Here is a 24,548-nt window from a genome sequence, read left to right as displayed (position 1 = left end):
GCTCGCCCCATGAACAAGCCCCTGGTCGCCCTCCTCAGTGGCGCAGGCATCTCCACCGACTCCGGCATCCCCGACTACCGCGGCCCGAACGGGCTGTGGCGGCGGGATCCGGAGGCCGAGAAGCTGGTGACGTACGCGTACTACATGGGTGATCCGGAGATCCGCCGGCGCTCGTGGCAGATGCGGCGGCAGAACCGGACACTGAAGGCCGAGCCGAACGTGGCGCACCGGGCGGTGGCCGAGCTGGAGCGGTCCGGGGTGCCGGTGCGGGTGATCACACAGAACGTGGACGGGCTGCACCAGCTCGCCGGTATGCCGGCCCGCAAGGTCCTCGAACTGCACGGCACCGCACGGTCCGTGGTGTGCGTCGGGTGCCATGCCCGTACGCCGATGGAGGACGCCCTCGCCCGGGTCGAGGCCGGCGAGGAGGACCCGCCCTGTCTGGAGTGCGGCGGTGTGCTGAAGTCCGCCACCGTCATGTTCGGCGAGCGTCTCGACCCGGTGGTCCTCGGCGAGGCCGTCGCGATCACCAAGGCCTGCCAGGTCTTCATCGCCGTCGGCACCAGCCTCCAGGTGCAGCCCGCCGCCGGGCTCGCCCAGGTCGCCGCCGACCACGGGGCACGCCTGATCATCGTCAACGCCGAGCCGACCCCGTACGACGAGCTGGCGGACGAGGTCGTACGGGAACCGATCGGCACCGCGCTGCCGGAGGTGCTGCGCGAGATCAGCACCGCGAGCGCCTGAGGCTCACGGGCCGAGCGGCCGGGACGGCTGCGGCGGTTGGGACGGCTGCGGTGGCTGGGACGGCTGCGGTGGCTGGGACGGCTGCGGTGGCTGGGACGGCTGCGGTGGCTGGGGCTCGGCGGGGCGGGTGACGCGGATCTTGGACTGGCCGTGCGGCAGCTTCTCCCAGTCGTCCATGAAGCGGGCCTGGAGGCCGTGCTTCGCGGCCAGGGCGACGAGCGTGTCGGTGCGGTAGTAGAAGTCCTCCCGCAGGACGTGGTGTTCCTCGCCCTCGGTACGGTCGAAGGTGAAGTCGAACCAGCCGTCCGGGGTCAGCACCCGGCCGACGTTGGCCAGGCACTCCTCGATGACGTGGAGCGGTGAGTGCGAGAAGACGCTGTGCGCGTGGACCACGTCGAAGTGGGCGTCCGGGAGGAACCGGAGGGTCAGGTCGCGGACGGGGGTGAGTGCGGGGAGCCGTCTCTGCAGCCCCATCTCCACGATCGTGTCCTGGGCCGCGGCGAGGATGTCGGGCGAGATGTCGATGCCGTAGTAGTGCCCGGGTTCCAGGTGGCGGATGAACCGCCAGCCGCCCCGCAGGTTGCCGCAGCCGATCTCCAGCATGCGGTGCTCCGGCCGCAGACCGTGGCCGAGCAGGTAGTCGAACTGCATCGCGCCCAGTGCCAGCCACCGTTCACGGCTGCGGCTGCCGACCGCCGCGTCCGGGTCGGCGCGGGTGTCGGAGCGCATCACCGCGCGGTAGTACGCGATGTGGTCGGGGTGGCGGTGGCGCAGCCACATGTCCCGGGCGGCACGGGCCACGTGGCGCGGCACCCGGTCGGGGTGGCGCAGGGCGTAGGTGATGCGGTGGCCGAGGGCGGCGCGGTTGACGGTGACGTTCTTCTCGGTCGGCGGCACGGGGCTTCCTTCCCAGGGGACTCGGACGGTGCTTCCCGAGGTGGCTCGGGTCGTGCTGCCAGCCTCGGGGCGGCGGCGGGGTGTGCGGCTCGGTCGACCGGCTCCGGTCCGGGGGCGGTTCGGGCGATCCTCGTATCAGCCGATCGGTTGATGCGGTCGGGAGCCGGTCACGTTAGACACGGGAGTGCGACCTGTGAAGTACCCGAACCCGACGAGCACGACATGAGAGCCGGTGAAGTGATGGGGTGGCCGCAGGACCGGCGCACGGATCCGGACGGACGCTGGCTGACCGCCGTCGTGCACGCCGCGTTCTTCCTGCTGCTGTGCTCCTCGTTCGCCCGGTTCCTGACGCGTGATCAGGGCGGGCCGCGCACCGGGTGGGTGGTGGCGCTGTTCGCGGTGTTCGGGCTCCTCTACGGCCTCGGGCACCTGCTGGCTCCCGCGCCGCCTCCCGGCGGCCGGCCGTCCACCCGGCATCTGGCCTGGCTGGGGTCCGTGACGGCGGTCTGGGTGGTGCTGCTCGCGCTCGCGCCGAGCGCCACGTGGTGTGCCATGCCGCTGCTGTTCGCCGGGCTCCACACGCTGCCCCCACGGATCGCGGTGCCGCTCGCCGTCCTGCTCACCACGCTGGTCGTCGCCGCCGAGATACGGGTGTCCCAGGGGCCCCTCAACCCCAACATGGTCGCCGCCCCGCCGGCCATCGCCGCGGTCGCCACCGCCGTCTTCGTCCATCTGCGGCGGCAGGCGGCGCGGCAGCGCGTCCTGATCGACGACCTGGTCCGCACCCGCCGCGACCTCGCGGCCACGGAACGGCGGGCGGGCGTCCTGGCGGAACGGCAGCGGCTGGCCACGGAGATCCACGACACCCTCGCCCAGGGTCTGTCGAGCCAGCAGATGCTGCTGCAGGCCGCCGAGCGCGTCTGGCGCACGGACCCGGACGCGGCCCGCGGACACATCGGGAAAGCCGTCGAGATCACCTCCCACAGCCTCGCCGAGGCGCGCCGGTTCGTCCACGACCTGGCACCGGCCGATCTCGCGGAGCACTCCCTGCCCGCCGCGCTGGGCGCGCTCGCGGAACGCGAGAGCGGCCCGGGCCTGACGGTGGAGTTCCGGCTCGACGGCACCCCGGGTCCTCTCCCGGAACGCGTCGAGGCCGCACTGCTGCGCATCGCCCAGGGCGCCCTGGCCAACGTACGCGAACACGCCGCCGCGACCCGGGCCGCACTGACCCTGACCTGCCTCGACGACCAGGTCTCGCTGGACATCGCCGACAACGGGCGGGGCTTCGACGCGGACCGCCGGGCCAGCGCCGAGGCCGACCGGGCGAGCGCCGCCGCGCCGGGCCGGGATCGCGGGCACGGGCTGCCGGCCATGCGGATCCGGGCTCGGCAGTCGGGCGGCACACTCACCGTGGAGTCCACGCCGGGCGAGGGCACCGTGGTGTCGGCGGCCGTCCCCCGTACGCCGATCGTCGCCGTCGACACCCCCGAGGAGCGCGTCCGATGAGCGAGCCGGTCCCCTCACCGCCCCTCACCCCGCAGCCTCTGACCCCGGCGCCTCTGACCCCGGCGCCGGTCGGCCGGCCGCCGGTGCGGCTCCTGCTGTGCGACGACCACGCCGTCGTACGCGCCGGGCTGCGCGCGCTGCTGTCCAGTGCCGACGGCATCGAGGTGGTCGGTGAGGCGGGCACCGGTGAGGAGGCGCTCGCCCTGGCCGCCCGCCTGCGCCCCGACGTCGTACTGATGGACCTGCAACTCGGCGACGGCGTGGACGGCGTGACGGCCACCCGTCGGCTGACCTCACGGCCGGCCGACGCCCAGCACTCCCCCACCGCCCCGCCCGCTCCGGCCCCCCGCGTCCTCGTGCTCACCATGTTCGACACCGACGCCGACATCAGCCGTGCCATCGAAGCGGGGGCCACCGGCTATCTCCTCAAGGCCGAGCGGCCCGACGAACTGTTCGCGGCGATCCGCGACGCCGCGGCCGGCCGTACCGCGCTGTCGGCGCCAGTGGCCGACCGGCTGCTGGCCCAACTTCGCAGCCCACGGCCCGCGTTGTCCGAGCGCGAGCACGAGATCCTCGGTCAGCTGGCCCGTGGCCTGGGCAACCGGGAGATAGCGCGAGCCCTCTTCATCAGCGAGGCGACCGTCAAGACCCACCTCGGCCGCATCTACGGCAAGCTGGGCGTGGAGACCCGGTCGGGCGCGGTGGCCGTGGCGAAGGAGCGCCGCCTGCTGCCGTGACGGACCCCGCACCCGCACCCACCGACCTCCCCCGCACGCCCCCCTCCCGGCCCTCAGAAGAGAGCCGTCCCCCGTTCGAAGTCCAGCAGACGCCGCTTGCGCTCCACGCCGCCGCCGTAGCCGGTGAGGCCGCCGTCGGAGCCGACCACGCGGTGGCAGGGGACGATGATGCCGACGGGGTTCTTTCCGTTGGCCAGCCCGACCGCCCGGGACGCCCTGGGATTGCCGAGGGCGTCGGCGAGATCGCCGTACGAGCGGGTCTCGCCGTAGGGGATCCGTACCAGTTGTTCCCAGACGAGGCGCTGGAACGGGGTTCCGTGCAGCCTGAGTTCAAGGGTGAACTCCTTCAACTCGCCCGCGAAATAGGCCTCCAGCTGTTCTTCCGGTTCGGCGAAGAGCGTGTCGTCGCGTGCGCCGAAGCTCTCCTGGGACGGGCGGTGGCGCTGCTCGGTCATGTAGAGCCCGCACAGGACGCCGTCGTCGGCGACGAGGGTGAGGAGGCCGTAGGGGCTGTCGATGACGGTGTGCCGCTTCTGCTGCTTCACGGGAGGTCCTTGAGAGTCGGTCGGGGATGCGGCCGGGGCGACGACCTTGAACGGGCTCATAGGTACGCGCTCATACGGGGAGGAAGTTGATGGGGTGGCTGTCCGTCGCCCACAGGTACTGGACCGCGTACGCGCGCCACGGCCGCCAGGCCGCCGCACGGGCCGTGAGGGCTGCCGGGGTGGAGGGCAGGCCCAACTCCTGTGCCGCGCGCCGGATTCCGAGGTCGCCGGCCAGGAAGGCGTCGGGGTCGCCCAGGGCGCGCATGGCGATGACGTCCACGGTCCAGGGGCCGAAGCCGGGAAGGGCGAGGAGGCGGGCGCGGGTCTCCGCCCAGTCGCTGTCGACGCCCAAGTGCAGGTGCCCGTCGGTGAGTTGCCGTACCAGCGTGGTGAAGGTGGTCCGGCGGGTGCGGGGCATCGCGAGGGTCTCGGGGTCGACCGCCGCCAGCGCCTCGGGGGACGGGAAGAGATGGGTGAGACCCCCCTCGGGGTCGTCGACCGGTTCGCCGTGCGCGACGACCAGCCGGGCCGCGTGCGTCCGGGCGGCAGCCGTGGAGACCTGCTGGCCGAGCACCGCCCGTACGGCGAACTCGGCCTCGTCGACGGTACGCGGCACCCGTCGCCCGGGAGCCTTGTCCACCAGCGGCGCGAGCACCGGGTCGGTGCGCAGCTGCTCGTCGACGGCGACCGGGTCGGCGTCCAGGTCGAGCATGCGGCGGCAGCGGCTGATGGCGACGGGCAGGTCGCGCAGGTCGCTGAGGGTGAGCCGGCAGGCGATGTGGTCGGGCTGCGGCGTGAGGCCCACGATGCCGTGGCCGTAGGGCAGGCGGAGCGTGCGCCGGTACGCGCCGTCGCGCCACTCCTCCACTCCGGGTACGGCGGTCGCGGCGAGGTGGCCGAAGAGGTTGTCGGGGTTGAGCGGGGCCCGGAAGGGCAGCCGGAGGCTCAACACCCCTGACGTGCCGGGGGAGTCGGAGCGCTGTCGGGCCGACCGGGTGGCCCGCTCGCGCAGTTCGCTCGGCGACAGCGCGAAGACCTCCCGCACGGTGTCGTTGAACGTCCGGATCGAGGCGAACCCGGCGGCGAACGCGATCTCCGCCATCGGCAGCGCGGTCGTCTCGATCAGCAGCCGCGCGGTCTGCGCCCGCTGCGCCCGGGCGAGCGCCAGCGGCCCCGCGCCCAGCTCGGCCAGCAGCTGCCGCTCGACCTGCCGGGTGCTGTAGCCGAGCCGCCGTGCCAGCCCCGGCACGCCCTCCCGGTCCACCACCCCGTCCGCCACCAGCCGCATCGCCCGCGCGACGAGGTCCGCTCGCTGATCCCACTCCGGCGACCCGGGACTGGTGTCCGGCCGACACCGCTTGCACGCCCGGAACCCGGCCTGCTGACACGCCGCCGCACTCGGATAGAACGTCATGTTCTCCGCCTTCGGCGGCACCACCGGGCAGCTGGGCCGACAGTAGATCCGCGTGGTGATCACGGCCGTGAAGAACCACCCGTCGAACCGCGCGTCCTTCGACCGCACGGCCCGCACACACCGCTCCGTATCCGCGTACATCCCGTTCCGCATGACTCAAGCATCGGGGAGGGAGAGGGTGCCGGGCTGGCGGAAATCCGACATCGAGGCTGGGGCGGCCTCGTGACCGCCGAGCCCCTCCAGGGGCGCGGGGAACGGCGCGACCAGCCCGTACGGATCCGCGGCCGCCACCAGACGAACCGCCCTCCCCCGCAGGCGCCGCTAACCTCCCGCAGCGTTACGCCACGCGGCCTCCCGCAACAACCGCAGCCCATTGAGCCCCACCACCACGGTGGACCCTTCATGCCCGGCCACGCCCAGGGGCAACGGCAGATGCCCCACCAGGTCCCACACCACCAGCACGGCGATGCAGACCCCCGCGATCACCAGGTTCTGGACCACCAACCGCCGGGCCGCCCGCGACAACCGCACCACCGCCGCGATCGCGCCGAGCTCGTCCCGCACCACCACCGCGTCCGCCGTCTCCAGGGCGAGATCGGACCCGGCCCGCCCCATCGCCACCCCGGAGTGCGCGGCGGCGAGCGCGGGCGCGTCATTGACCCCGTCGCCGACGAAGAGCACCTTCCCGCCCCCGGCCTGCAGCTCCCGTACGGCCTCCACCTTGCCCTCCGGCAACAGCCCGGCGCGCACCTCGACGATCCCGGTGGCCGCCGCCACCTGGTCGGCGGCACGCACGTTGTCCCCGGTCAGCAGGACCGGCGACGCACCGGTCACGGCGGCGAGCGCGGCCACCGCCGCGGGCGCGTCCTGGCGCGGGCGGTCGGCCAGGGTGAGCGTCCCGACGGCGACCCCGTCCCGCTCGACGAGAACGGTCGTCCCGTCGGAACTGCCGCCCCCGGAGACCTCACCGCCGACGGCGCCCCCGTACTCCCCCGGCCGCCCCACGGTCACCACGCACCCCTCGACGGTCGCCCGCACCCCTCGTCCGGGGGTTGCCACGAAGTCGTCGGCGGCGGCGATCCGTAGCCCCCGGGCGCCGGCGGCGGCGACCACCGCGCGGGCCAGCGGATGTTCGCTGGGATGCTCCGCGGCCGCGGCCAGGGACAGCAGCCCGTCCTCGTCGAGCCCGGAGCCCGGCAGCGGCCGTACGGCCGTGACCTCCGGTGTGCCCTCCGTGAGCGTGCCGGTCTTGTCGAGGGCGGCGACGTCGATCTCGCCCAGCCGCTCCATCGCGACAGCGGACTTCACGAGGACACCGTGGCGGCCGGCGTTGGCGATGGCGGAGAGCAGCGGCGGCATGGTGGCGAGGACGACCGCGCAGGGCGAGGCCACGATCATGAAGGTCATGGCGCGGAGCAGCGCGGCCGTGAGGTCCTCGCCGAAGGCCAGCGGGATGCCGAAGACGGCGAGGGTGGCGACGACGACACCGACGGCGTACCGCTGTTCGACCTTCTCGATGAACAGCTGGGTCGGCGCCTTGGTGCGGGAGGCCTCCTCGACGAGGCTCACGATGCGGGCGATCACGGAGTCGGCCGGGTCGCGTGCGACGCGGACGCGCAGCGCGCCCGTGCCGTTGAGGGTGCCCGCGAAGACCTCGTCGCCGGGGGACTTGGGGACGGGCAGCGGTTCGCCGGTGATGGTGGCCTGGTCGGCCTCGCTCTCCCCCGCCAGGACCTGCCCGTCGGCACCGATGCGCTCGCCGGGGCGGATCAACACCACGTCACCGACGGCGAGACGGCCGGTCGGCACGGTCTCCTCGGCGGAGCCGTCCGCCGACAGCCGGGTGGCCGTCGTGGGGGCGAGGTCGAGGAGGCCCCGTACGGAGTCCGCGGTGCGGGCGGTGGCCAGGGCCTCCAGGGCGCCGGAGGTGGCGAAGATGACGATCAGCAGGCCGCCGTCCAGGACCTGGCCGATGGCGGCCGCGCCCAGCGCCGCGACGATCATCAGCAGATCGACGTCGAGGCTCTTCTCGCGCAGCGCCCGCAGCCCTTCGAGGGCGGGCTCCCAGCCGCCGGCCGCGTAGGCGATCGCGTAGAGCGGGCCGTACAGCCAGGCGGAGGCCCCGGCCAGGTCCAGCGGGAACGCGAGCAGGAAGGCGACGGTCGAGGCCAGCGCCCAGCGGGCCTCGGGCAGGGCGAGGACCCGGGTACGGCGGCGGGGGGCCGTCGGCTCGGGCGTACGGCGGACCGGTGACGGGGTGAGGGTGGCAGACACGCGGCACACCATACAGGAATACATGAAGACTCATTCATGCCTTCATGTGCGATGAGTAAGATATGCGCCATGGGTCATGGAGCCGTCACCGCAGCGCAGGACGCCACCCCTCGCGTGCGCCTGGACGCGGCCAACGTCGCCAAGGTGGCCACCACCCTCCAGGCCCTCTCCACCCCGTCCCGCCTGCTGATCCTGGCCCGGCTGCGCGAAGGCCCGCTCCCGGCGACCGAGTTGGCCGCCGAGGTCGGGATGGAACAGTCCGCCTGCTCCCACCAGCTGCGCCTGCTGCGCAACCTCGGCCTGGTCGTGGGCGAGCGCCGGGGCCGTTCGGTGGTGTACGCGCTGCACGACCACCATGTCGCCGAGCTGCTGGACCAGGCCGTCTACCACGTCGAGCACTTGAGGCTGGGGCTCAGCGACGCACCGGACGGCGACTGAGGCACCGGGCGTCTGCCGAGGCACCGGACGGCGACTGACGCACCGGGCACCGGCTGAGGCACCGGGCGCCGGCTGAGGCGGTCAGGTCGCGGGAAGTGCCGGCAGCTGGGGCGCCAGGCCACCGAGGAGGCCGGTGATCAGGCCGAGGACCGGGGCGAGCAGGTCGGTGACCGCACCCAGTACGGCGCCCAGGTCGAGCGAGGTCAGCGCCTTGAGCAGGGCGTCGACCGCGGTCTGGAGCGTGGCCGGCAGATCGGCGACCGGGTCGGCCGCCGTGGTGGCGCCGCCGGAGGTGGCCGGGGCCGCTGCCTCCAGCTTCTGCAGCCGCTGCTGAACGGTGGCGTTGGCCGTTCGGAGGGCCGCGACATGCCGGGCCGCCTCGGCCGCGTCGAGCTGGTTCGCGTCGAGCTTGGCGATGGTGGTCAACTCGTCCAGCAGCGGTTCGAGTACGTCGGCCTCGTCCATGCGGTCGAGCAGGTCCAGCTGGTTGAGCAGCACGGCCGCGTCGGTGCCGACGGCGTCGGCGTCGGTGGCCGTGTCCTCGTCGGTGTCGGTGTCGGTGTCGGTGTCCGTGACCGCGTCCGTATCCGTGTCCGTATCCGTGTCCTCGTCGGTGTCGGTGTCCGTGTCGGTGTCCGTGACCGCGTCCGTATCCGTGACCGCGTCCGTATCCGCGTCCGTATCCGCGTCCATGTCCGCGTCCAGGTCGGCGTCGAGGTTCGCCAGCAGCCCGTCCATGTCGAGGTCGAGGTTGGCGAGGAGCGCCTCCACCTCGGCGATCTCCTGCTCGGCGAGGGCGTCCGCTTCGGCCTCCTCCTTCGCCAGGAGCCCGTCGATCTCCGCGTCCAGCGCGGCGAAGAAATCGTCCAGATCGGGTTCGGGGACCGCGGCGATCCCCAGCGTGGTGCGGTCCGAGGCGGTACGGTCCGAGGCGGTACGGCCCGCGTCGACGGCCGCGGTGGCGGTGCCGACCGGCCCGAAGACCAGTGCCCCGCAGACCAGGGGCGACAGGAGAAGACCACGGGAGACGAGGGCGCGCATGCATGTTCCTTTCGAAGCAGCTGTCCTTGCGCTCACCGTGGAAGGCGGTACGGCCCGCCGCAACCGATCGCAGGACCGGCGCCCCTCCCTCCGACCGACCCCGCGGACAACCCTGACCAGGCTGTTTCCCCCTCAGGGAGAGCCCTGTGCGACTTCGTTCGACACGCTCCGGCTGTTCGTCCGTCAGAGTGCGGGAGAGCGGCGAGCCGGGTCGCCTCCCACTCGGCGACGGCGTCAGCCCGTCTGTTCGGCGAACGCCGCGTACGCCTCGTCGTCGAAGAGAACGAACCTGACCTCCTCGACCGATGTCTCCGTGCTCCGGACGGTGTGGACGGCGATGCGGGCGGCGTCGTCCATCGGCCAGCCGTAGATGCCGGCGGAGACGGCGGGGAAGGCGACCGTGCGGGCGCCCAACTCGTCGGCCACGCGGAGGGATTCTCGGTAGCAGGAGGCGAGGAGGGCGGAGCGGTCGAGGCTCTGGCTGTGGACCGGGCCGACCGTGTGGATCACCCAGCGCGCGTCCAGTTCGCCCGCCGTGGTGGCGACGGCCTGGCCGGTGGGAAGGCCCCTTCCGTAGTGCGAGGCGCGGAGCTTGCGGCAGTCCGCCAGGATGGCGGGGCCGCCGCGCCGGTGGATCGCGCCGTCCACTCCTCCCCCGCCGAGGAGGGAGGAGTTCGCGGCGTTGACGATGGCGTCGACGGACTGCTGGGTGATGTCGCCCCGGACGAGGGTGATGGTGGTCATGCCCGCCTCTATATCAGCCGACGGGACGTGCGAGCCCTCCAATATGTCGGGCGTCGTCGGCCTCGGACGAGGCCCTGACGGCCTACCAGCCCACCGGCAGCGATCGCACCCCGTGGATCGCGCCCATCGGCAGCGCGAGCTCCTCCGGCGGTGCGGTCAGACGCAGATTCGGCAGGCGGTCGAAGAGAGCGGGAAGGCCGACCTGGAGTTCCGCGCGGGCGAGGGACTGGCCGACGCACTGGTGCGGTCCGTGGCCGAAGGCCAGATGGCCGGACGCGTCGCGGCGCACGTCCAGGGTCTCCGCGCCGGGGAAGACGGACGCGTCCCGGTTCGCGGTCTGGATCGCCACCGCGACACCGTCCCCGGCGCGGATACGGACACCACCGATCTCGACGTCCTCCGTCGCGACGCGCCGCAGGCCCCAGTGGGAGACGGTCAGCCAGCGCAGCAGTTCCTCGATCGCGCCGGGCCACAGCTCCGGCTCACCGCGCAGGGCGGCGAGCTGTTCCGGGTGGCGCAGCAGGGCGACGACCGCCAGAGGGAACATGTTCGCGGTGGTCTCGAATCCCGCGAGCAGCAGCACGAAGGCCACGCCGATCGCCTCCTCGACGGTGGCCTCGCCCGTCGCCACCCGTTCCGTGGCCAGCCGGGAGAGCAGATCGTCGGCCGGCTCACGGGTCCGGGCCGCGAGGAGTTCACCGAGGTAGCCGTACAAGGCCCGGCGGGCGCCCAGCACATCGACGTCGCCGGTGTTGAAGCTGGTGAACGCCTGTGCCTGCCGGTGGAAGAAGCCGTGGTCCTCGTACGGCACTCCGAGCAGCCGGCAGATGACGAGGGCGGGCTGCGGCAGGGCGTACGCGGTGACGAGGTCGGCCTCCCGCGCGCCGTCGGCCGTCATCGTGTCGAGCAGGTCCGCGCAGATCCGGACCAGATCGGGGCGCAGAGCCTCGACCCGGCGGAAGGTGAAGTCCGGGATGAGCATGCGCCGTAGTCGGGTGTGGTCCGGCGGGTCCATGGCGAAGAACTGACCCGGGCCGCGCGGAGGCGCCTGCGGACGCAGACCGGGGAAGCCCGCACGCGTGGAGTCGGCGCTGAAACGCGGGTCGGCCAGGACGGCACGGGCGTGGTCGTGACGGGTGATCAGCCAGGGGCTGTTGTCGTCCCAGACCGTCACCCGCCGGATCGGCTCCTCGGCCTGCCACTTGGCGTATTCGGGGGCGGGGTCGAGCAGGGGACGTTCGGTGGGCAGTGGGGGGTACGTGCTCATCGCTGTGTTCTTCCCGGTGCTAGTCGGTGCTCGGGCGGGGGTCGGTGCGCCGGTCATCGGGGGTGGTCAGTCCCGCCAACTCCAGCAACAGCCCCTTGATCTCGGCGGCGGCATAGCCCTCGCGTGCCGGCTCCGGTGCGGAGCACAGCAGTACGGGCCCGTCCTCGGGGTCGGCGGGCAGGCGCCCGTGGCTGCCGCTGACGCCGGCGGGGTTCAGCGGCACCGTGCTGATGCGGTAGCGCAGGCCCAGCTTCTTGCGGGCGACCTGGCCGATCGCGCGCAGCTTCACCGCGGGGACGGTCTCGTCGTACAGCAGCTCGGCGGGGTCGTAGCCGGGCTTGCGGTGGATCTCGACCTGGCGGGCGAAGTCGGGGGCCCGCTCGTCGTCGAGCCAGTAGTAGTACGTGAACCAGGCGTCGGGGTCGGCGACCGCGACGAGTTCGCCGGAGCGTTCGTGGTCCAGGCCGTGGGCCGCCTTGCCCTCGGCGTCCAACACCTGTTCCACGCCGTCGAGTTCGGCCAGGATCTTCGCGACCTCGGCCGTGTCCGCCGGGTCCCGTACGTAGACGTGGGCGAGCTGGTGGTCGGCGACGGCGAAGGCCCGTGAGGTCCAGGGGTCGAGGTACTCCATGCCGTCCTGGGTGTGCACCTGGAGCAGACCGGCGCGGCGCAGGGCCCGGTTGATGTCCACGGGTCGGGAGACGGGGGTGATGCCGTATTCGCTGAGGGCCACCACCGTGGCGCCCTCGCTCAGGAAGTGGTCGATCAACGGGCGTAGGGCGTCGTCGAGTTGCCGGGCGGCCCGGATGGTGGCGGGCGAGTCGGGCCCGGATCGCTGCGGCTCGTAGTCGAGTTGGGGGATGTAGACGAGGGTGAGGTCGGGGTCGTGCTCGTCGAAGACCTGGCGGGCGGCGCCGAGGATCCACTGGGTGGACGGCATGCCGGCGTTGGGGCCCCAGTAGGTGAACAGGGGGAACGGGCCCAGCCGGTGGGTGAGTTCGTCGTGCAGGGTCGGCGGCCAGGTGTAGCAGTCGGGTTCCTTGCGGCCGTCGGAGTAGTAGACCGGGCGTGGGGTGACGGTGAGGTCGACGTCCGCGCCCATCGCGTACCACCAGCAGATGTTGGCGACCTTGTAGTCGGGGTCGGATCTGCGGGCGGTCTCCCAGATCTTCTCGCCGCCGACGAGCGCGTTGTGCTGGCGCCACAGCAGTACCTCGCCGAGGTCCCGGAAATACCAGCCGTTGCCCACCACCCCGTGTCCGGCGGGCGGTTCACCGGTGAGGAACGTGGACTGGACCGCGCAGGTCACGGCGGGCAGCACGGGGTCGAGCCGGGCCCGGAAGCCGCGCTCCCCGAGAGCGGCGACCGCAGGCATGTGCTTGAGCAGCTTGGGGGTGAGGCCGACGATGTCGAGGACGACGAGCCGGTTGGGTCGGGTGCTCATCGCTGGTTCTCCCTGCGTCCGGTTCGGGTGCTCATCGCTGGTTCTCCCTGCGTCCGGTTCGGGTGCTCATCGCTGGTTCTCCCTGCGTCCGGTTCGGGTGCTCACTGGTGGTCCTCCTTGAGGCCGAGGCCGGTCAACCGGTCGCGGGCCCAGGCGAGTTCGGCGGCGATTCCGCCGGGCAGGTCGGTGGGCGGTTCGGGGAGGACGGACCAGGTGTAGGTCTCGACCTCGATGTGGTCGCAGTCGGCCGAGGCCCCGCCGAGCAGTCCGGCCAGGACCCGGCTCAGCTGGTCGGCGGTGGTGCGCAGCGGCGGTTCGGGGTCGGCGTGCAGCGGGGCGTGGAAGTGGACGCGCCAGGGGCCCGCGCCGGTGGGCAGAGCGCCGTCCAGCGCGTCCGGCAGGTCGTCGACGCCCCGCACCCGAGGGGCCTCCTGCTCCGCCGCCGTGCGCGTCTGGTGCAGGAAGCGTGGCTCCGCGAGCCGTCGCAGCGCCGCGCGGGCGGCGGGGTCGGCCGGGTCGGTGGCCTCGACCGCGCAGGACGCCTGGAGCTTGACGACCGGCAGCCCTGCCTCCGCGAGGCGCCGCAGGGCCGCCCCGGGTTCCTCGAACTGCACGGCGAGGTGGCAGGCGTCGAGGCAGACGCCGAGCCGTTCGGGGTCGAGGCCGCGCAGCTCCCGTACGGCCTGGGCGGTGGTCTCGACGACGCAGCCGGGTTCCGGTTCGAAGCCGACCCGGATACGGCGGCCGGTGTCCGACTCGATCGCGGCGAGCCCGGTGGTGAGCCGGTCCAGGGCGCGGCGGGCACGGTCGGCGCGCTCCGCTGGCCAGGGTGTGCGCCAGGCCAGCGGCAGGGTGGAGACGCTGCCGCGCTCGGCGTCGTCCGGGAGGAGCGCGGCGAGGACGCGTGCGCAGTCGAGGGTGTGGCGCAGGCGGGCCTCGTCCGCCCAGTCGGGGAGATACACGTCCTTCTTCACCACCTCGCGGTGGAACCCGGCGTACGGGAAGGCGTTGAGGGTGACGGTCTCCAGGCCGCGCATCGCGAGTTCGTCCTTGAGGCGCCTCAACTCGCCCGGTTCAGCCGTCAGTTGCGTGACCACGTCGCGGGCGAGCCAGAGCCCGATGCCCAGCCGGTCGACGCCGAGGCGCTCGCGCACCGGTTCGGCGTAGGTGGCGAGTTGGGCGAGGACGCCGTCGACGTCCTCCGCCTGGTGGACGTTGCTGCAGTAGCCGAGGTGGACGGCGGTGCCGTCCGGGTGCCGGAAGCGCATGACGCGTCCCCTCACTCCCCGCCGCGCCGGACGGAGTTGCCCTGGTAGCTCGACTCCTCGTCGGGCTTGGGCTCGTCGAGATCCAGTCGGCCGCTCTGCCCGTAGAAATCCACGGGGTTGCGCCACAGCACCCGGTCCACGGCGTCGTCGCCGAACCCGGCGGCCAGCATGGCGTCGGCGGTCTTCCGGGTCTTGAGCGGGTCCGAACGGCCCCAGTCGGCAGCCGAGTTGACGAGAACGCGCTCGGTACCGTGCTGCTGGAGGATGGTGACCATGCGGTCCTCGCTCATCTTGGTCCGCGGGTAGATCGAGAACCCGGCCCAGCAGCCGCTGTCGAGGACCGTGCCGACGGTCAGCTCGTTGAGGTGGTCGAGGACGACGAGTTCGGGGGCGATGCCCGACTCGCGTACGACGTCCAGGGTCCGGCGGGTGCCGACGGCCTTGTCGCGGTGCGGGGTGTGCACGAGAGCGGGCAGTTCGTGCTCGATCGCGAACTGGAGCTGGAGCGCGAGCGCCTCGTCCTCCTCGGGCGTCATGGAGTCGTAGCCGATCTCACCGACGGCGACGACCCGGTCCTTGGCGAGGTAGCGGGGCAGCTCGTCCAGCACGGGCCGGCAGCGCGGGTCGTTGGCCTCCTTGGGGTTGAGCGCGACCGTGCAGAAGTGCTGGACGCCGAACTGGGCGGCCCGGTAGGGCTCCCAGCCCAGCAGCGCGTCGAAGTAGTCGTAGAAGCTCTCGGGCGAGGTGCGGGGCTGGCCCAGCCAGAAGGCCGGCTCGACGACGGCACGCACGCCGGCCGCGTACATCGCCTCGTAGTCGTCGGTGGTGCGGGAGGTCATGTGGATGTGGGGGTCGAAAATGCGCACGGGCAGGCCTCTTCCTCGGGTTGTCCTGTGAGCGATGCCGACTGGATGCGAAGGCGGTGTCCTACACGGAGGCGGTGTTCTGTGCGGAAGCGGCGGGGGCGGTGTTCTGCGCGGAAGCCGCGGAGGCGGTGTTCTGCGCGGAGGCGGTGTTCTGTGCGGAAGCCGCGGAGGCGGTGGCTCGCCGGAGCGCCTTCAGGGCGCGCCCGGCGGCCTCGCGGCGGTCGGGCGTGGCGGCCCGCGTCTCGGCGGTGAGCCTGTCGGTGAGCTGGTCGGCGGCCGGGAAGTCGCGGACGACGGGCCAGATGTCCGCCGGTACGTCGCGCCCTGCGGCGACCCGCTCGTGCGCGAAGTCGGCGAGCATACGGGCGAGTTCGGCGTCGGCACGGGCGGCGATCCCGGCGATCCGGTCGAGCGGGATCTCCAGGAAGACGCACTTCAGTACGGCCTGCCGGTACTCGGTGTCCGGGAGGCGGCCGGCGCCGTACGGGCCGAGGGCGGCCTCGACGATGCTGCCGTCGTTGCCGCGCAGGGCTTCCCGGACGAGCGGCAGGGCGAGGTCGCCGAGGGGTTCCCGGGCGGGGCCGTCGCCCCGGGGCCCGGCGAGCAGGTGCAGGGCCCGGAGGACGGCCCGTTGTTCGGCCGGGTCGCCGTGGCGCAGGAGGCCGGCCAGTTCGTCGGCGAGCGGCCGGCCGCCCAGCGGCAGCGCGGCGAGCAGGACGGCGCGGGCCGCCTCGTCGACGGTCCAGTGCGCGTCCAGCCGCGCACGCCCGCAGCGTCTTCGGGCGGCGGGGAACAGGGTTCGTACGGCGGCGGGCCGGTCGGCGATCCGGGCCACGGCCTCGTCGAGCCAGGCGCGGGCCGCCGGGTCCAGTGCGTGACCGGAGAGGAGGGGTCGCGGGTCGGCAAGGAGGGGTCGCGGGTCGGAGGGTTCGGCCGCCTCGGAGAGCGGCATGCCGGTGGAGACCATGACGGAACAACCCCCTGTGGGGTGGAGGATCTGACGGACGGTGGTGGTCGTCGGGCCGGGTCAGGCCGTCGCCGCGCGGAGGAAGTCCAGCGAGCGACGCGCCACTTCGGGGGCGTCGAGGGAACCGCCCTGGATCTCCACGGAGACCAGTCCGCGGTGGTCGAGGTCCTGGAGGGCGGCGAGCACGGGCGGGAAGTCGATCTCGCCGGCGCCGAGTTCGAGGTGCTGGTGGATGCCCCGCCGCATGTCCTCGATCTGCACGTTGAGCAGGCGCGGGGCGGCGAGGCGGACGCACTCCAGCACGGTCCGGTCCTCCACGCAGTGCGCGTGCCCCACGTCGAGGGTGATCCCGAACAGTTCGTGTCCGCCGACCATCTCGGCGAGTTCCAGGCACCGCTCCACCGTGTCGACGAACATGTACGGCTCGGGCTCGAAGGCCAGCGAGACGCCGTACTCCCCCGCCGTCTCCAGGACGGTCTCGACGCCCGCCGCGAGCCGCTTCCACGCGTCCCGTTCCGGCAGCCCTTCGTCCGGCGCGGGGCCGCTGCACAGGTGGACGGTGGGCGAGCCGAGGTCGGCGGCGACGCGTACGGCCCGCCGCAGCAGGTCGATCCTGCGCTCGGCCCCGTCCGCCATGAGGGTCGGGTGGTGCTTGCCCCAGGGGTCGAGGAGATAGGGCGCGCCGGTCTCGACGGTCACGTCGAGACCGTGCCGGGCCAGGTCCCGGGCGACCGCGGCCACCCGTCGGGGCAGGTCGTCCGCGTACGGGTCGAGGTGGCCGTGGTCGAGGGTGAGCGCGACGCCGTCGTAGCCGAGGTCGGCGAGGACCGCGAGGACGTCGCCGAGGCGGTGGTTGGTGAAGCCGTTGGTGCCGTAGCCGAATCTCAAGGGGGTGGGGGGCGGGGTCATTCCGGCTTTCCTCCTGCGGAGGTCTGTGCTGTTCAGGTGGGGGATATGCGCCGGGCGAGTCGCCGGGCGAGGGGGTGTACGACGCCCAGGGCCGCCGCCGCGGCCGTGGCTCCGCTCCGCGCGGTAAGCGCCGCCTGCAGGGGCATCAGGCCGAGGATCCCGGCCCCGACGGCCCGCCGTACGTTCTCGGCCGACGGCTCCCGTACGGCGCGGGCCTGGGCCGTTCCGTAGCTGCCGAGGTAGGCGAGGGCCCCGGCGGCGACCACGGCGGCCCGTGCCTCGGTCGAGCGCGAGACGCCGGCGCTCGCGCGCACGGTCCCGGTGGCCCCCGCGGTCGTGCCGGGCCACGCGGCGGTGGTGGCGCCGTCGCGCTGCGAGCCGCGGGCGGCGCGCCGGGCGAGCGCCGGGCCGACGACCGGGAGTGCCGTGGCGAGGGCGGTGGTCGTGGAGGCGGCGAGGGTCGCGGCCGGCAGCCGGGCAGGGGCGCCCGAGATCTCGTGACGGCTGAGGGCGGTCAGGGTGTAGGTGTGGACCCCGACCAGCGCGGCGGGGACGGCGGCGCGCAGCAGGGCGGCGCCGGTTCCGGCCGTACGGTCCGGCCCGCGCCCGGCGGCCGAGGCGCCCGCGAGGACGTCCAGGGCACGGGCGGAGGCCATGGCGGCCGGGCCGGCCGGGGTGGACTTGAGCTTCAGGTCGTACGCCCAGACGGCGCCGGCCAGGGGGAGCGCTCCCAGGAGGCTCCGGCGGCCCCCCGAAGCGGCGGCGAGCGCGAGGCCCCCGGCCGTCAGGGCGCCGGCGACGGCGAGGGCGGTGCGGCGTGGGACCCGGCCGGACGGGACGGGGCGCTCGGGGCGCTCGACGGCGTCGATCGTGGCGTCGGCGTAGTCGTTGAGGGCCATGCCGGCCCAGTAGAGGCAGACGGACGAGCCCATCACGCCGAACGTCCGCACGCCCAGCGGGTGTCCGGCGGCGGCTGCGCCCGCGAGCACGTCGCCCGGGACGCTCAAGGCGGCCGGTGCCCGCACGAGTTGCGCGAGGTCGGTGAGGCGCACGGCAGGCCGCGAGCCCGAGCCCGGTACCGCTCTCCGATCTTTCATGGCGGCAACTTACCCACGCGACTTGACCATTCACACGGAGAAAACGTGAAGACCTTTGTCGATCCGTGACTTCGCTTCGCGCGCCGATGAACCACCTCAGGGTTCCTGCCGCAACCTCCGCCACACCGCCTTGGCCGCGTTGTGTCCCGACATGCCGTGCACGCCGGGGCCCGGCGGGGTCGCCGAGGAGCAGATGAAGACGGCCGGGTGCGGGGTGCTGTACGGGAAGAGCGAGAGCTTGGGGCGGAGCATCAACTGCAGTCCGGAGGCGGCGCCGCAGGCGATGTCGCCGCCGACGTAGTTCGCGTTGTGCGCGGCGAGCTCGGGCGGGCCGGCGGTGGCGCGGGCGAGGACGCGGTCGCGGAACCCCGGGGCGAACCGCTCCAGTTGACGCTCGACCGCGTCCGTCAGGTCGCCCGTCCAACCGTTCGGGACATGGCCGTACGCCCAGAAGACGTGCTTGCCCTCGGGCGCCCGGCCGGGGTCGACCAGGCTGGGCTGCACGGTGATCAGGAACGGCGCGTCGGGCGCCCGGCCCTGCCGGGAGGCCGCGTCGAGCGCCGCGCCGATCTCGGCCCTGCTCGCCCCGACCTGGACGGTCCCGGCACGGCGCGCCTCCTCGGCGGTCCAGGGCACGGGGCCGTCCAGCGCGTAGTCGAGCTTGAAGACGCTCGCGCCGTAGCGGTACGACGCGTAGTGGTTCCCGAAGCCCGCGATCCGGGCCAGCGCGGTGGGCGAGGTGTCGAAGACGTACGCGCGCGCGGGCGGCAGGTCGTCGAGGCGCTTGACCTCGTAGTCGGTATGGACGGTGCCGCCGAGGTCTTCGAGATACGCGGTGAGCGCGTCGGAGATGGCCTGTGAGCCGCCCCGGGCGACCGGCCAGCCGGCAGCGTGCGCGGCCAGCGCGAAGACCAGGCCGACGGCGCCGGTGGCGAGGCCGCCGAGCGGGGCGATGACATGGGCGACGAGCCCGGCGAACAGCGCCTTGGCCCGCTCGTCCTTGAAGCGGCGCATCAGCCACGTCGACGGCGGCAGCCCCACGAGGCCGAAACGGGCGAGGGTGACCGGGTCGCGGGGCAACGAGGACAGCGGCAGCGACATGAAGTCCCGGGCGAGCGTGTCCCACTTGGGCAGGAACGGCTCGACCAGCCTGCGGTACGGCCCCGCGTCACGCGGGCCGAACGAGGCGGCCGTCTCCCCCACCGAGCGCGACAGCACGGCCGCCGAGCCGTCGAGGAAGGGATGCGCCATCGGCAGCTCGGCGTGCAGCCACTCCAGGCCGTAGCGGTTCAGCGGCATCGCCTTGAACGCGGGCGAGTTGACGCCGAGCGGGTGCGCGGCCGAGCAGGGGTCGTGGCGGAAGCCGGGCAGGGTCAGCTCGGCGGTGCGGGCGCCCCCTCCCACGGTGTCCTTCGCCTCGAACACGGCCACGGAGAACCCGCGGCGGGCCAGCTCCACGGCAGCCGTCAGGCCGTTCGGCCCCGCCCCCACCACCACCGCGTCGAGCATCGACGGCACGTCCGGACCCCTTCGTCAGCCGATGGCCAAGCTCCGCCGACGGAATCCCCGCCCGCCGACAGACCTCGCTCAGGATATGCCCGGCCGCCGACAGGCCCGGGCAAGGGTGGACTCCGCCGACGGACGTGCCGGTTCCGCACGGCCGCCCGGACCAGGTCACCGGGGAGGCGCCCCGGTGACCCGAGCCGCCCCGGCGGGCCACCTGGACCCCGGGTCAGGCTCCGCCCGACAGCAACCCCACGACCCGGCGGGCCGTGGCCGCGTCCCGGGCGGTGGTGAACGGCAGGGCGTTGCCGCCGGTGATGCGGAAGGGCTCGCCGGTCAGGGTGAGATGGGCGCCGCCCGCCTCCTCGACGAGGAGCAGACCGGCCGCGTGGTCCCACGCGGCCTCCCAGGAGAAGGCTGTGGCGTCCAACCGGCCCTCGGCGATGGCGAGATACTCCAGTCCGGCCGAACCGCAGGCGCGCGGAGCCACACCGTCCGTCCACAGGCCGAGCAGGGCCCGCTTCTGCTCCTCGGTGGTGTAGTCCGGGTGGGAGGTGGCGATGACGAGGTCACGGCCGGGGTCGGGCGAGCCGGCGCGCAGGGGCTCGCCGTCGACGGTGGCCCCCTGGCCGCGTATCGCCACGGCGAGCCGGTCCAGGGCGGGCGCGTACGTCCAGGAGGCGCGCAGGACTCCGCCCTGGGCCAGGGTGACGAGGGTGCCGAAGCCGGGCTCGCCGTGCACGAACTGCCGGGTGCCGTCCACCGGGTCGACGATCCAGACCGGCGCCTCGCCCTGGATCGCCTCGTACGACGCCGGGTTGGCGTGCACCGCCTCCTCGCCGACCACGACCGAGCCGGGCAGCAGCGCGGGCAGCGCCTCCGTCAGATACTGCTCGGCCTTGCGGTCGGCGTCGGTCACCAGGTCGTGCGGGCCGTTCTTCTGGTCTATCTCGTGCGCGGCGAGCTGCCGGAAGCGCGGCATGATCTCCGCGGCGGCGGCCTTGCGGATCGCTTCCTCGACGTCCGAGGCGTGCCGGGCGAGAAACTCGTCGATGGTTTCGTTGTCTTCGATCATGTCTCCATGACAGCACGCGGCACTGACAATCCCCACCCGTTCGGTGTATTCGGGAGGGAATCGCCGTGAATACCCGGGGCGGTCGGCGTCCGCCGGGGGCCGGGCCGTATCCGACGGAGACACTCCCCGGCTCAGCGCCCGACCGCGTACCCCTGCATCCCGCGCGGGTTCGCCGCCGCCGACAGCACCCCGGTCTCCGGGTCGCGGGCGACCGCGCACAGCCGGCCCTCGGACCAGGCCTCGCCGACGACGACGTCGTGGCCGCGTCGGCGCAGCTCGGCGATGGTCTCCGGGGGCATGCGGGACTCGACGGTGACGCTGCCGGGGCGCGTGCCGCGCGGATAGAAGGAGCCGGGGAAGCTGTCGTTGTGCCAGTTCGGGGCATCGATCGCGCCCTGGAGGTCGAGGCCGCCGCGGACCGGCGGGCGGAGGGCGACGGCGAGGAAGAAGTGCAGCTGCCACTGGTCCTGCTGGTCGCCGCCGGGCGTACCGAAGGCCAGGACCGGGACGCCGTCGCGCAGCGCCAGCGACGGGGTGAGCGTGGTGCGCGGCCGGCGCCCGGGGGTGAGGGAGTTGGGCAGCCCCTCGTCCAGCCAGGCCATCTGCAGCCGGGTACCGAGCGGGAAGCCCAGCTCGGGCACCACCGGGTTGGACTGCAGCCAGCCGCCGCTGGGCGTGGCCGCGACCATGTTGCCCCAGCGGTCGACGATGTCGAGGTGGCAGGTGTCGCCCCGGACGCTCCCGTCCGCCGCGACCTCGGGCTCCCCCGGCACCGGCGACCGGGGACTCTTGGCGACGGTGGGCTCACCGGCGCCCCTCAGGTTCCCGGACCCCTTCGCGACCGTGGGCTCGCCGGCCCCCATGGGGTGGAAGCCCGGCTCGTCGGTGGCCACCACGCGCGCGTGGGCGCTCAGTCGCGGGGTGCGGCCGCCCGGACGGCCCGGCAGCAGCTCGTACGACGCCGTGTCGCCGACGAGCGCCCGCCGCGCGGCGTTGTACTCGTCGGACAGCAGCTCGCCGAGCGGTACCGGCGCCGCGTCCCCGTACCAGGCCTCCCGGTCCGCCATGGCGAGTTTGCAGCCCTCGACGAGGAGGTGCACGTACGCGGCGGACCCGTACGCGGGCGGTTCGGGCGGCAGCAGGGCGAGTTGCTGGAGGAGGACCGGGCCCTGGCTCCAGGGGCCCGCCTTGCACAGGGTCCAGCCGTTCCAGTCGTACGTCGCCGGGGCCTCGTAGGTCGCGGACCAGCCGGCCAGGTCGGCCGTCGTGAGCGTCCCGGTGTGCCGTTCGCCGCTGGTGTCCAGGGTGGGCCGTCCGGCCTGCCGGACGAGGGCCTCGGCGATGAAGCCGGAGCGCCACACCTCGCGCGCCGCCTCGATACGGGCCTCCCGGTCCCCCGCCCCCTCGACCTCGGCGAGCAGCCGCCGCCAGGTCGCGGCCAGGGCCGGGTTGCGGAACAGCTCGCCGGGGCGGGGCGCCCGCCCCTTGGGCAGGTAGACCTCCGCCGACGACAGCCACTCCTTCTCGAAGAGGTCCCGCACGGACTCGACCGTCGCCCCCACGTTCTCCACGGGCGCGTGTCCGTCCTCCGCGTACCCGATGGCGTACTTCAGGACGTCAGCCAGGTCCTTGGTGCCGTGGTCGCGCAGGAGGAGCATCCACGCGTCGAAGGCGCCGGGCACGGCGGCCGCCAGCGGCCCCGTGCCGGGGACGAGTTCCAGACCGAGCCCCCGGTAGTGCTCGGCCGACGCCCCGGCGGGCGCGACGCCCTGTCCGCAGAGCACCCGGACCTCGCCGTCCGCCGGCGCGAAGATGATCGGTACCTCGCCCGCGGGCCCGTTGAGGTGCGGTTCCACGACGTGCAGGACGAAGCCCGCCGCCACGGCCGCGTCGAAGGCGTTGCCGCCGTCCTCCAGGACCGCCATCGCCGACTGCGAGGCGAGCCAGTGCGTGGAGGACACCATTCCGAAGGTCCCCTGGAGCGTCGGACGAGTGGTGAACACGGGCGGACTCCTTAACGCGCGACGGGCGTTCGATGATCGTACGCAGCGCTCCGGCAGGCCCCCGGGATCAGCCCTCGCCGGAACGCCGCCCCACGGTCAGCACATGCCCGCTCGCCCCCAGCAGCGAGGGCTCCGACTCGATCCGCCGGGTCGCCGCCAGCACGGCCTCCCGGTGCTCCGGGTCGTCCAGCCACTCCTCCACGCCGCCCATCAGCCAGGCGACGCCCTCCACGCCGTACTGCCCCTCCGGTTCGAGCCCGGCCTCGGTGAACTCGCCCGGCACCTCGGCCGGGTCGGCGAAATAGGCGGTGGTGAAGTGCGGGTCCTCCGGCGAGTAGCGGTGCCTTCCGTCGGCCGACACGGCGTCGACGCGCGTGCGACGCTCCGGGATGACGTAGTTCCCTTGCAGGAGGGTGTCGTTGAGCCCCGCGAACCGGTTGATCGTGGCCGCGATCACCACGCCACCCGGGCGCACGGCCCGGCGGGCCTCGGCCAACGCCCTGACCCGGTCCGGGCGTTCGGGCAGATGATAGAGCGGCCCCAGGAACAGCACGACGTCGTACGCGGCGTCCTCGGCGGGCAGTGCGCGGGCGTCTCCGAGTCGGGCGGTGACCCCGGGCAGCCGCCCGGACCGCTCCACGTGCATCGGCACGGGATCGACGACCTCGACCTCGTAGCCGTCGTCGGCCAGCCATTCGGCGTGGATCCCTGTGCCGCCGCCCACATCGAGCACCCGCGCGGGAACTCCCGGCAGCAGCCGCCGCAGCACGTCCTGCGTCCGCCAGAACTCCAGCCGTCCGGCGCCGTTTCTGAGGCGCGCTTCCTCCTTCCCCTGCTCGTAGTAGGCGAGGATCTCCTCGCGTACGGAAGGGAGTTGGGACTCGGTGGCGTACGGTGACCGGCTCATGCCTCCAGGGTGCTGATCGCCACGCAGGCCCCGCAACCGGTTAAGACCCGTCGGCGACCTGCGCCCACGCCGTCGTGCCGAGGCGTCCCGTGTTGCCGAGGTCGATGCCACCGTCCGGGGTGAGGACTTCGGCGGGCCGGCCCGCCAGCGGGGCGATGCGCAGGTAAGGGGCGTTGACGGCGGGTACGTCCGCCTCGGTGACCGTGTTGCGCCAGACCAGCTCGGCCCTGGCGGCCTCGCCGGGCTTCAGGATGACGGTGTGCGGGCCGAAGTCGGGCACACCGGTGGTGATGTGCCGCGAACCCTCCAGGACGCGTACGGCGTCATGACGCTCGCCGTTCTCGTCGAGCACCTGGATCGACGGGTAGCCGTTGACGGTGTACGGCTTCGTGCCGCAGTTCGTGAGGGTCACGCTCATCGCCCGCAGCCCCATCGCCGACTCCACGAGGCCTGGCAGCATCCGCACCCCGGAGGACGGGCAGGCGGCCGAGGTGTCCTCGGTCGACCCCGCGCCCGGCTGCGACTCCGGGCCCCCGGGCGGCTCCGGAACCCGCCGCTCCCCGGGCGCGTCCGTACCCGTCGGCGAGGCCGACACCGAGGGCACCGCACGGTCGGGGTCGAGCTCGCGGTCCAGTTCCTCCGAGAGTCCGCAGCCACCGACGGCCGATGTCAGCGCCACCGTCAGGACCACGCGGAAGGCCGTACGGCCGCGTATCGGAATCATGGGCCGATCCTGACACGCACCCTGGCGGAAGCCGCGACTCCGCCACCGACGCGAAGGCCGCCGACACAAGGCCGCCGACACGAGGACCGCCGGCACGAGGACGGCGCCCGCGTCCCGGACCGCGAACCCCTGTCACCACGTATGCACGGAGCGAGTTCGCACTTTCGTCCTACACGCA

General features: G+C 73.5%; 22 protein-coding genes. 4 read left to right on the top strand and 18 right to left on the bottom strand.

What is annotated here, in order from left to right; translation table 11 throughout:
• Positions 1-9 precede the first annotated feature (9 nt).
• Positions 10-744: an SIR2 family NAD-dependent protein deacylase gene (locus OG272_RS39720; protein ID WP_405895663.1), complete on the top strand. Its 735-nt coding sequence runs from the start codon at positions 10-12 to the stop codon at positions 742-744.
• A 3-nt stretch (positions 745-747) separates the two neighbouring features.
• On the opposite strand, the gene OG272_RS39715 is transcribed toward OG272_RS39720, so the two are convergent.
• Positions 748-1,641, bottom strand: coding sequence for a class I SAM-dependent DNA methyltransferase (locus tag OG272_RS39715; protein ID WP_405895662.1), 894 nt, complete (start codon positions 1,639-1,641; stop codon positions 748-750).
• Between the two features lie 240 nt (positions 1,642-1,881).
• Here OG272_RS39715 and OG272_RS39710 point away from each other — a divergent pair, with 240 nt between their 5' ends.
• Complete coding sequence (locus tag OG272_RS39710; protein ID WP_405896118.1) at positions 1,882-3,147, top strand: sensor histidine kinase; 1,266 nt, start codon at positions 1,882-1,884, stop codon at positions 3,145-3,147.
• 83 nt (positions 3,148-3,230) lie between these two features.
• Entirely contained in the window at positions 3,231-3,884 is a 654-nt protein-coding gene (locus tag OG272_RS39705) for a response regulator transcription factor (RefSeq protein ID WP_327732081.1), read from the top strand.
• A 53-nt stretch (positions 3,885-3,937) separates the two neighbouring features.
• Here OG272_RS39705 and OG272_RS39700 read toward each other — a convergent pair whose 3' ends face one another.
• The 3 genes from OG272_RS39700 to OG272_RS39690 all read right to left on the bottom strand — a co-directional run bounded on the left by OG272_RS39700 (position 3,938) and on the right by OG272_RS39690 (position 8,129).
• Positions 3,938-4,429: a methylated-DNA--[protein]-cysteine S-methyltransferase gene (locus tag OG272_RS39700; RefSeq protein WP_327727043.1), complete on the bottom strand. Its 492-nt coding sequence runs from the start codon at positions 4,427-4,429 to the stop codon at positions 3,938-3,940.
• 70 nt (positions 4,430-4,499) lie between these two features.
• Entirely contained in the window at positions 4,500-5,984 is a 1,485-nt protein-coding gene (locus tag OG272_RS39695; RefSeq protein WP_327732082.1) for an AlkA N-terminal domain-containing protein, read from the bottom strand.
• Between the two features lie 180 nt (positions 5,985-6,164).
• The gene (locus OG272_RS39690) at positions 6,165-8,129 is read right to left on the bottom strand and encodes a heavy metal translocating P-type ATPase (protein ID WP_327732083.1); all 1,965 of its coding nucleotides are present in this window, start codon (positions 8,127-8,129) and stop codon (positions 6,165-6,167) included.
• A 57-nt stretch (positions 8,130-8,186) separates the two neighbouring features.
• Here OG272_RS39690 and OG272_RS39685 point away from each other — a divergent pair, with 57 nt between their 5' ends.
• The gene (locus OG272_RS39685) at positions 8,187-8,555 is read left to right on the top strand and encodes a metalloregulator ArsR/SmtB family transcription factor (RefSeq protein WP_326574986.1); all 369 of its coding nucleotides are present in this window, start codon (positions 8,187-8,189) and stop codon (positions 8,553-8,555) included.
• Positions 8,556-8,636: 81 nt separating this feature from the next.
• Here OG272_RS39685 and OG272_RS39680 read toward each other — a convergent pair whose 3' ends face one another.
• From OG272_RS39680 to OG272_RS39615, 14 genes are all read right to left on the bottom strand, one after another.
• A complete protein-coding gene (locus OG272_RS39680) occupies positions 8,637-9,596 on the bottom strand; it encodes a hypothetical protein (protein WP_327727044.1) in 960 nt (319 codons plus the stop codon).
• A gap of 234 nt (positions 9,597-9,830) precedes the next feature.
• A complete protein-coding gene (locus tag OG272_RS39675; RefSeq protein ID WP_327727045.1) occupies positions 9,831-10,340 on the bottom strand; it encodes an O-acetyl-ADP-ribose deacetylase in 510 nt (169 codons plus the stop codon).
• Positions 10,341-10,422: 82 nt separating this feature from the next.
• On the bottom strand, positions 10,423-11,607 hold the full coding sequence (locus OG272_RS39670; RefSeq protein ID WP_326574989.1) for a cytochrome P450: 1,185 nt from the start codon (positions 11,605-11,607) through the stop codon (positions 10,423-10,425).
• A 19-nt stretch (positions 11,608-11,626) separates the two neighbouring features.
• On the bottom strand, positions 11,627-13,051 hold the full coding sequence (locus tag OG272_RS39665; RefSeq protein WP_405895661.1) for an alkaline phosphatase family protein: 1,425 nt from the start codon (positions 13,049-13,051) through the stop codon (positions 11,627-11,629).
• Between the two features lie 101 nt (positions 13,052-13,152).
• The gene (gene eboE, locus OG272_RS39660; protein WP_405895660.1) at positions 13,153-14,319 is read right to left on the bottom strand and encodes a metabolite traffic protein EboE; all 1,167 of its coding nucleotides are present in this window, start codon (positions 14,317-14,319) and stop codon (positions 13,153-13,155) included.
• Positions 14,320-14,330: 11 nt separating this feature from the next.
• The gene (locus tag OG272_RS39655) at positions 14,331-15,185 is read right to left on the bottom strand and encodes a TatD family hydrolase (protein ID WP_405895659.1); all 855 of its coding nucleotides are present in this window, start codon (positions 15,183-15,185) and stop codon (positions 14,331-14,333) included.
• Positions 15,186-15,246: 61 nt separating this feature from the next.
• Positions 15,247-16,152, bottom strand: a complete 906-nt coding sequence (locus tag OG272_RS39650) for an EboA domain-containing protein (protein ID WP_327727049.1) — start codon at positions 16,150-16,152, stop codon at positions 15,247-15,249.
• A gap of 60 nt (positions 16,153-16,212) precedes the next feature.
• Positions 16,213-17,061, bottom strand: a complete 849-nt coding sequence (locus OG272_RS39645; protein WP_327727050.1) for a sugar phosphate isomerase/epimerase family protein — start codon at positions 17,059-17,061, stop codon at positions 16,213-16,215.
• Positions 17,062-17,093: 32 nt separating this feature from the next.
• A complete protein-coding gene (locus OG272_RS39640; protein WP_327727051.1) occupies positions 17,094-18,158 on the bottom strand; it encodes an SCO3242 family prenyltransferase in 1,065 nt (354 codons plus the stop codon).
• A gap of 96 nt (positions 18,159-18,254) precedes the next feature.
• Positions 18,255-19,667, bottom strand: a complete 1,413-nt coding sequence (locus tag OG272_RS39635; RefSeq protein WP_326585557.1) for an NAD(P)/FAD-dependent oxidoreductase — start codon at positions 19,665-19,667, stop codon at positions 18,255-18,257.
• A gap of 223 nt (positions 19,668-19,890) precedes the next feature.
• A complete protein-coding gene (locus tag OG272_RS39630; protein ID WP_326574996.1) occupies positions 19,891-20,736 on the bottom strand; it encodes an inositol monophosphatase family protein in 846 nt (281 codons plus the stop codon).
• Positions 20,737-20,867: 131 nt separating this feature from the next.
• Positions 20,868-22,739 (bottom strand): gamma-glutamyltransferase, encoded by a 1,872-nt coding sequence (locus OG272_RS39625; protein ID WP_327727052.1) that lies wholly within the window; start codon positions 22,737-22,739, stop codon positions 20,868-20,870.
• A gap of 67 nt (positions 22,740-22,806) precedes the next feature.
• A complete protein-coding gene (locus OG272_RS39620; RefSeq protein WP_327727053.1) occupies positions 22,807-23,646 on the bottom strand; it encodes a methyltransferase domain-containing protein in 840 nt (279 codons plus the stop codon).
• 40 nt (positions 23,647-23,686) lie between these two features.
• The gene (locus OG272_RS39615) at positions 23,687-24,370 is read right to left on the bottom strand and encodes a DUF4232 domain-containing protein (RefSeq protein ID WP_327727054.1); all 684 of its coding nucleotides are present in this window, start codon (positions 24,368-24,370) and stop codon (positions 23,687-23,689) included.
• Positions 24,371-24,548 lie beyond the last annotated feature (178 nt).

The organism is Streptomyces sp. NBC_00104 (genome assembly GCF_045160825.1).
In the GTDB taxonomy this organism is placed as follows: Bacteria; Actinomycetota; Actinomycetes; order Streptomycetales; family Streptomycetaceae; genus Streptomyces.
Note: the sequence above shows the minus strand (reverse complement) of the source record. Positions and strands in the feature narration are given on the sequence as shown.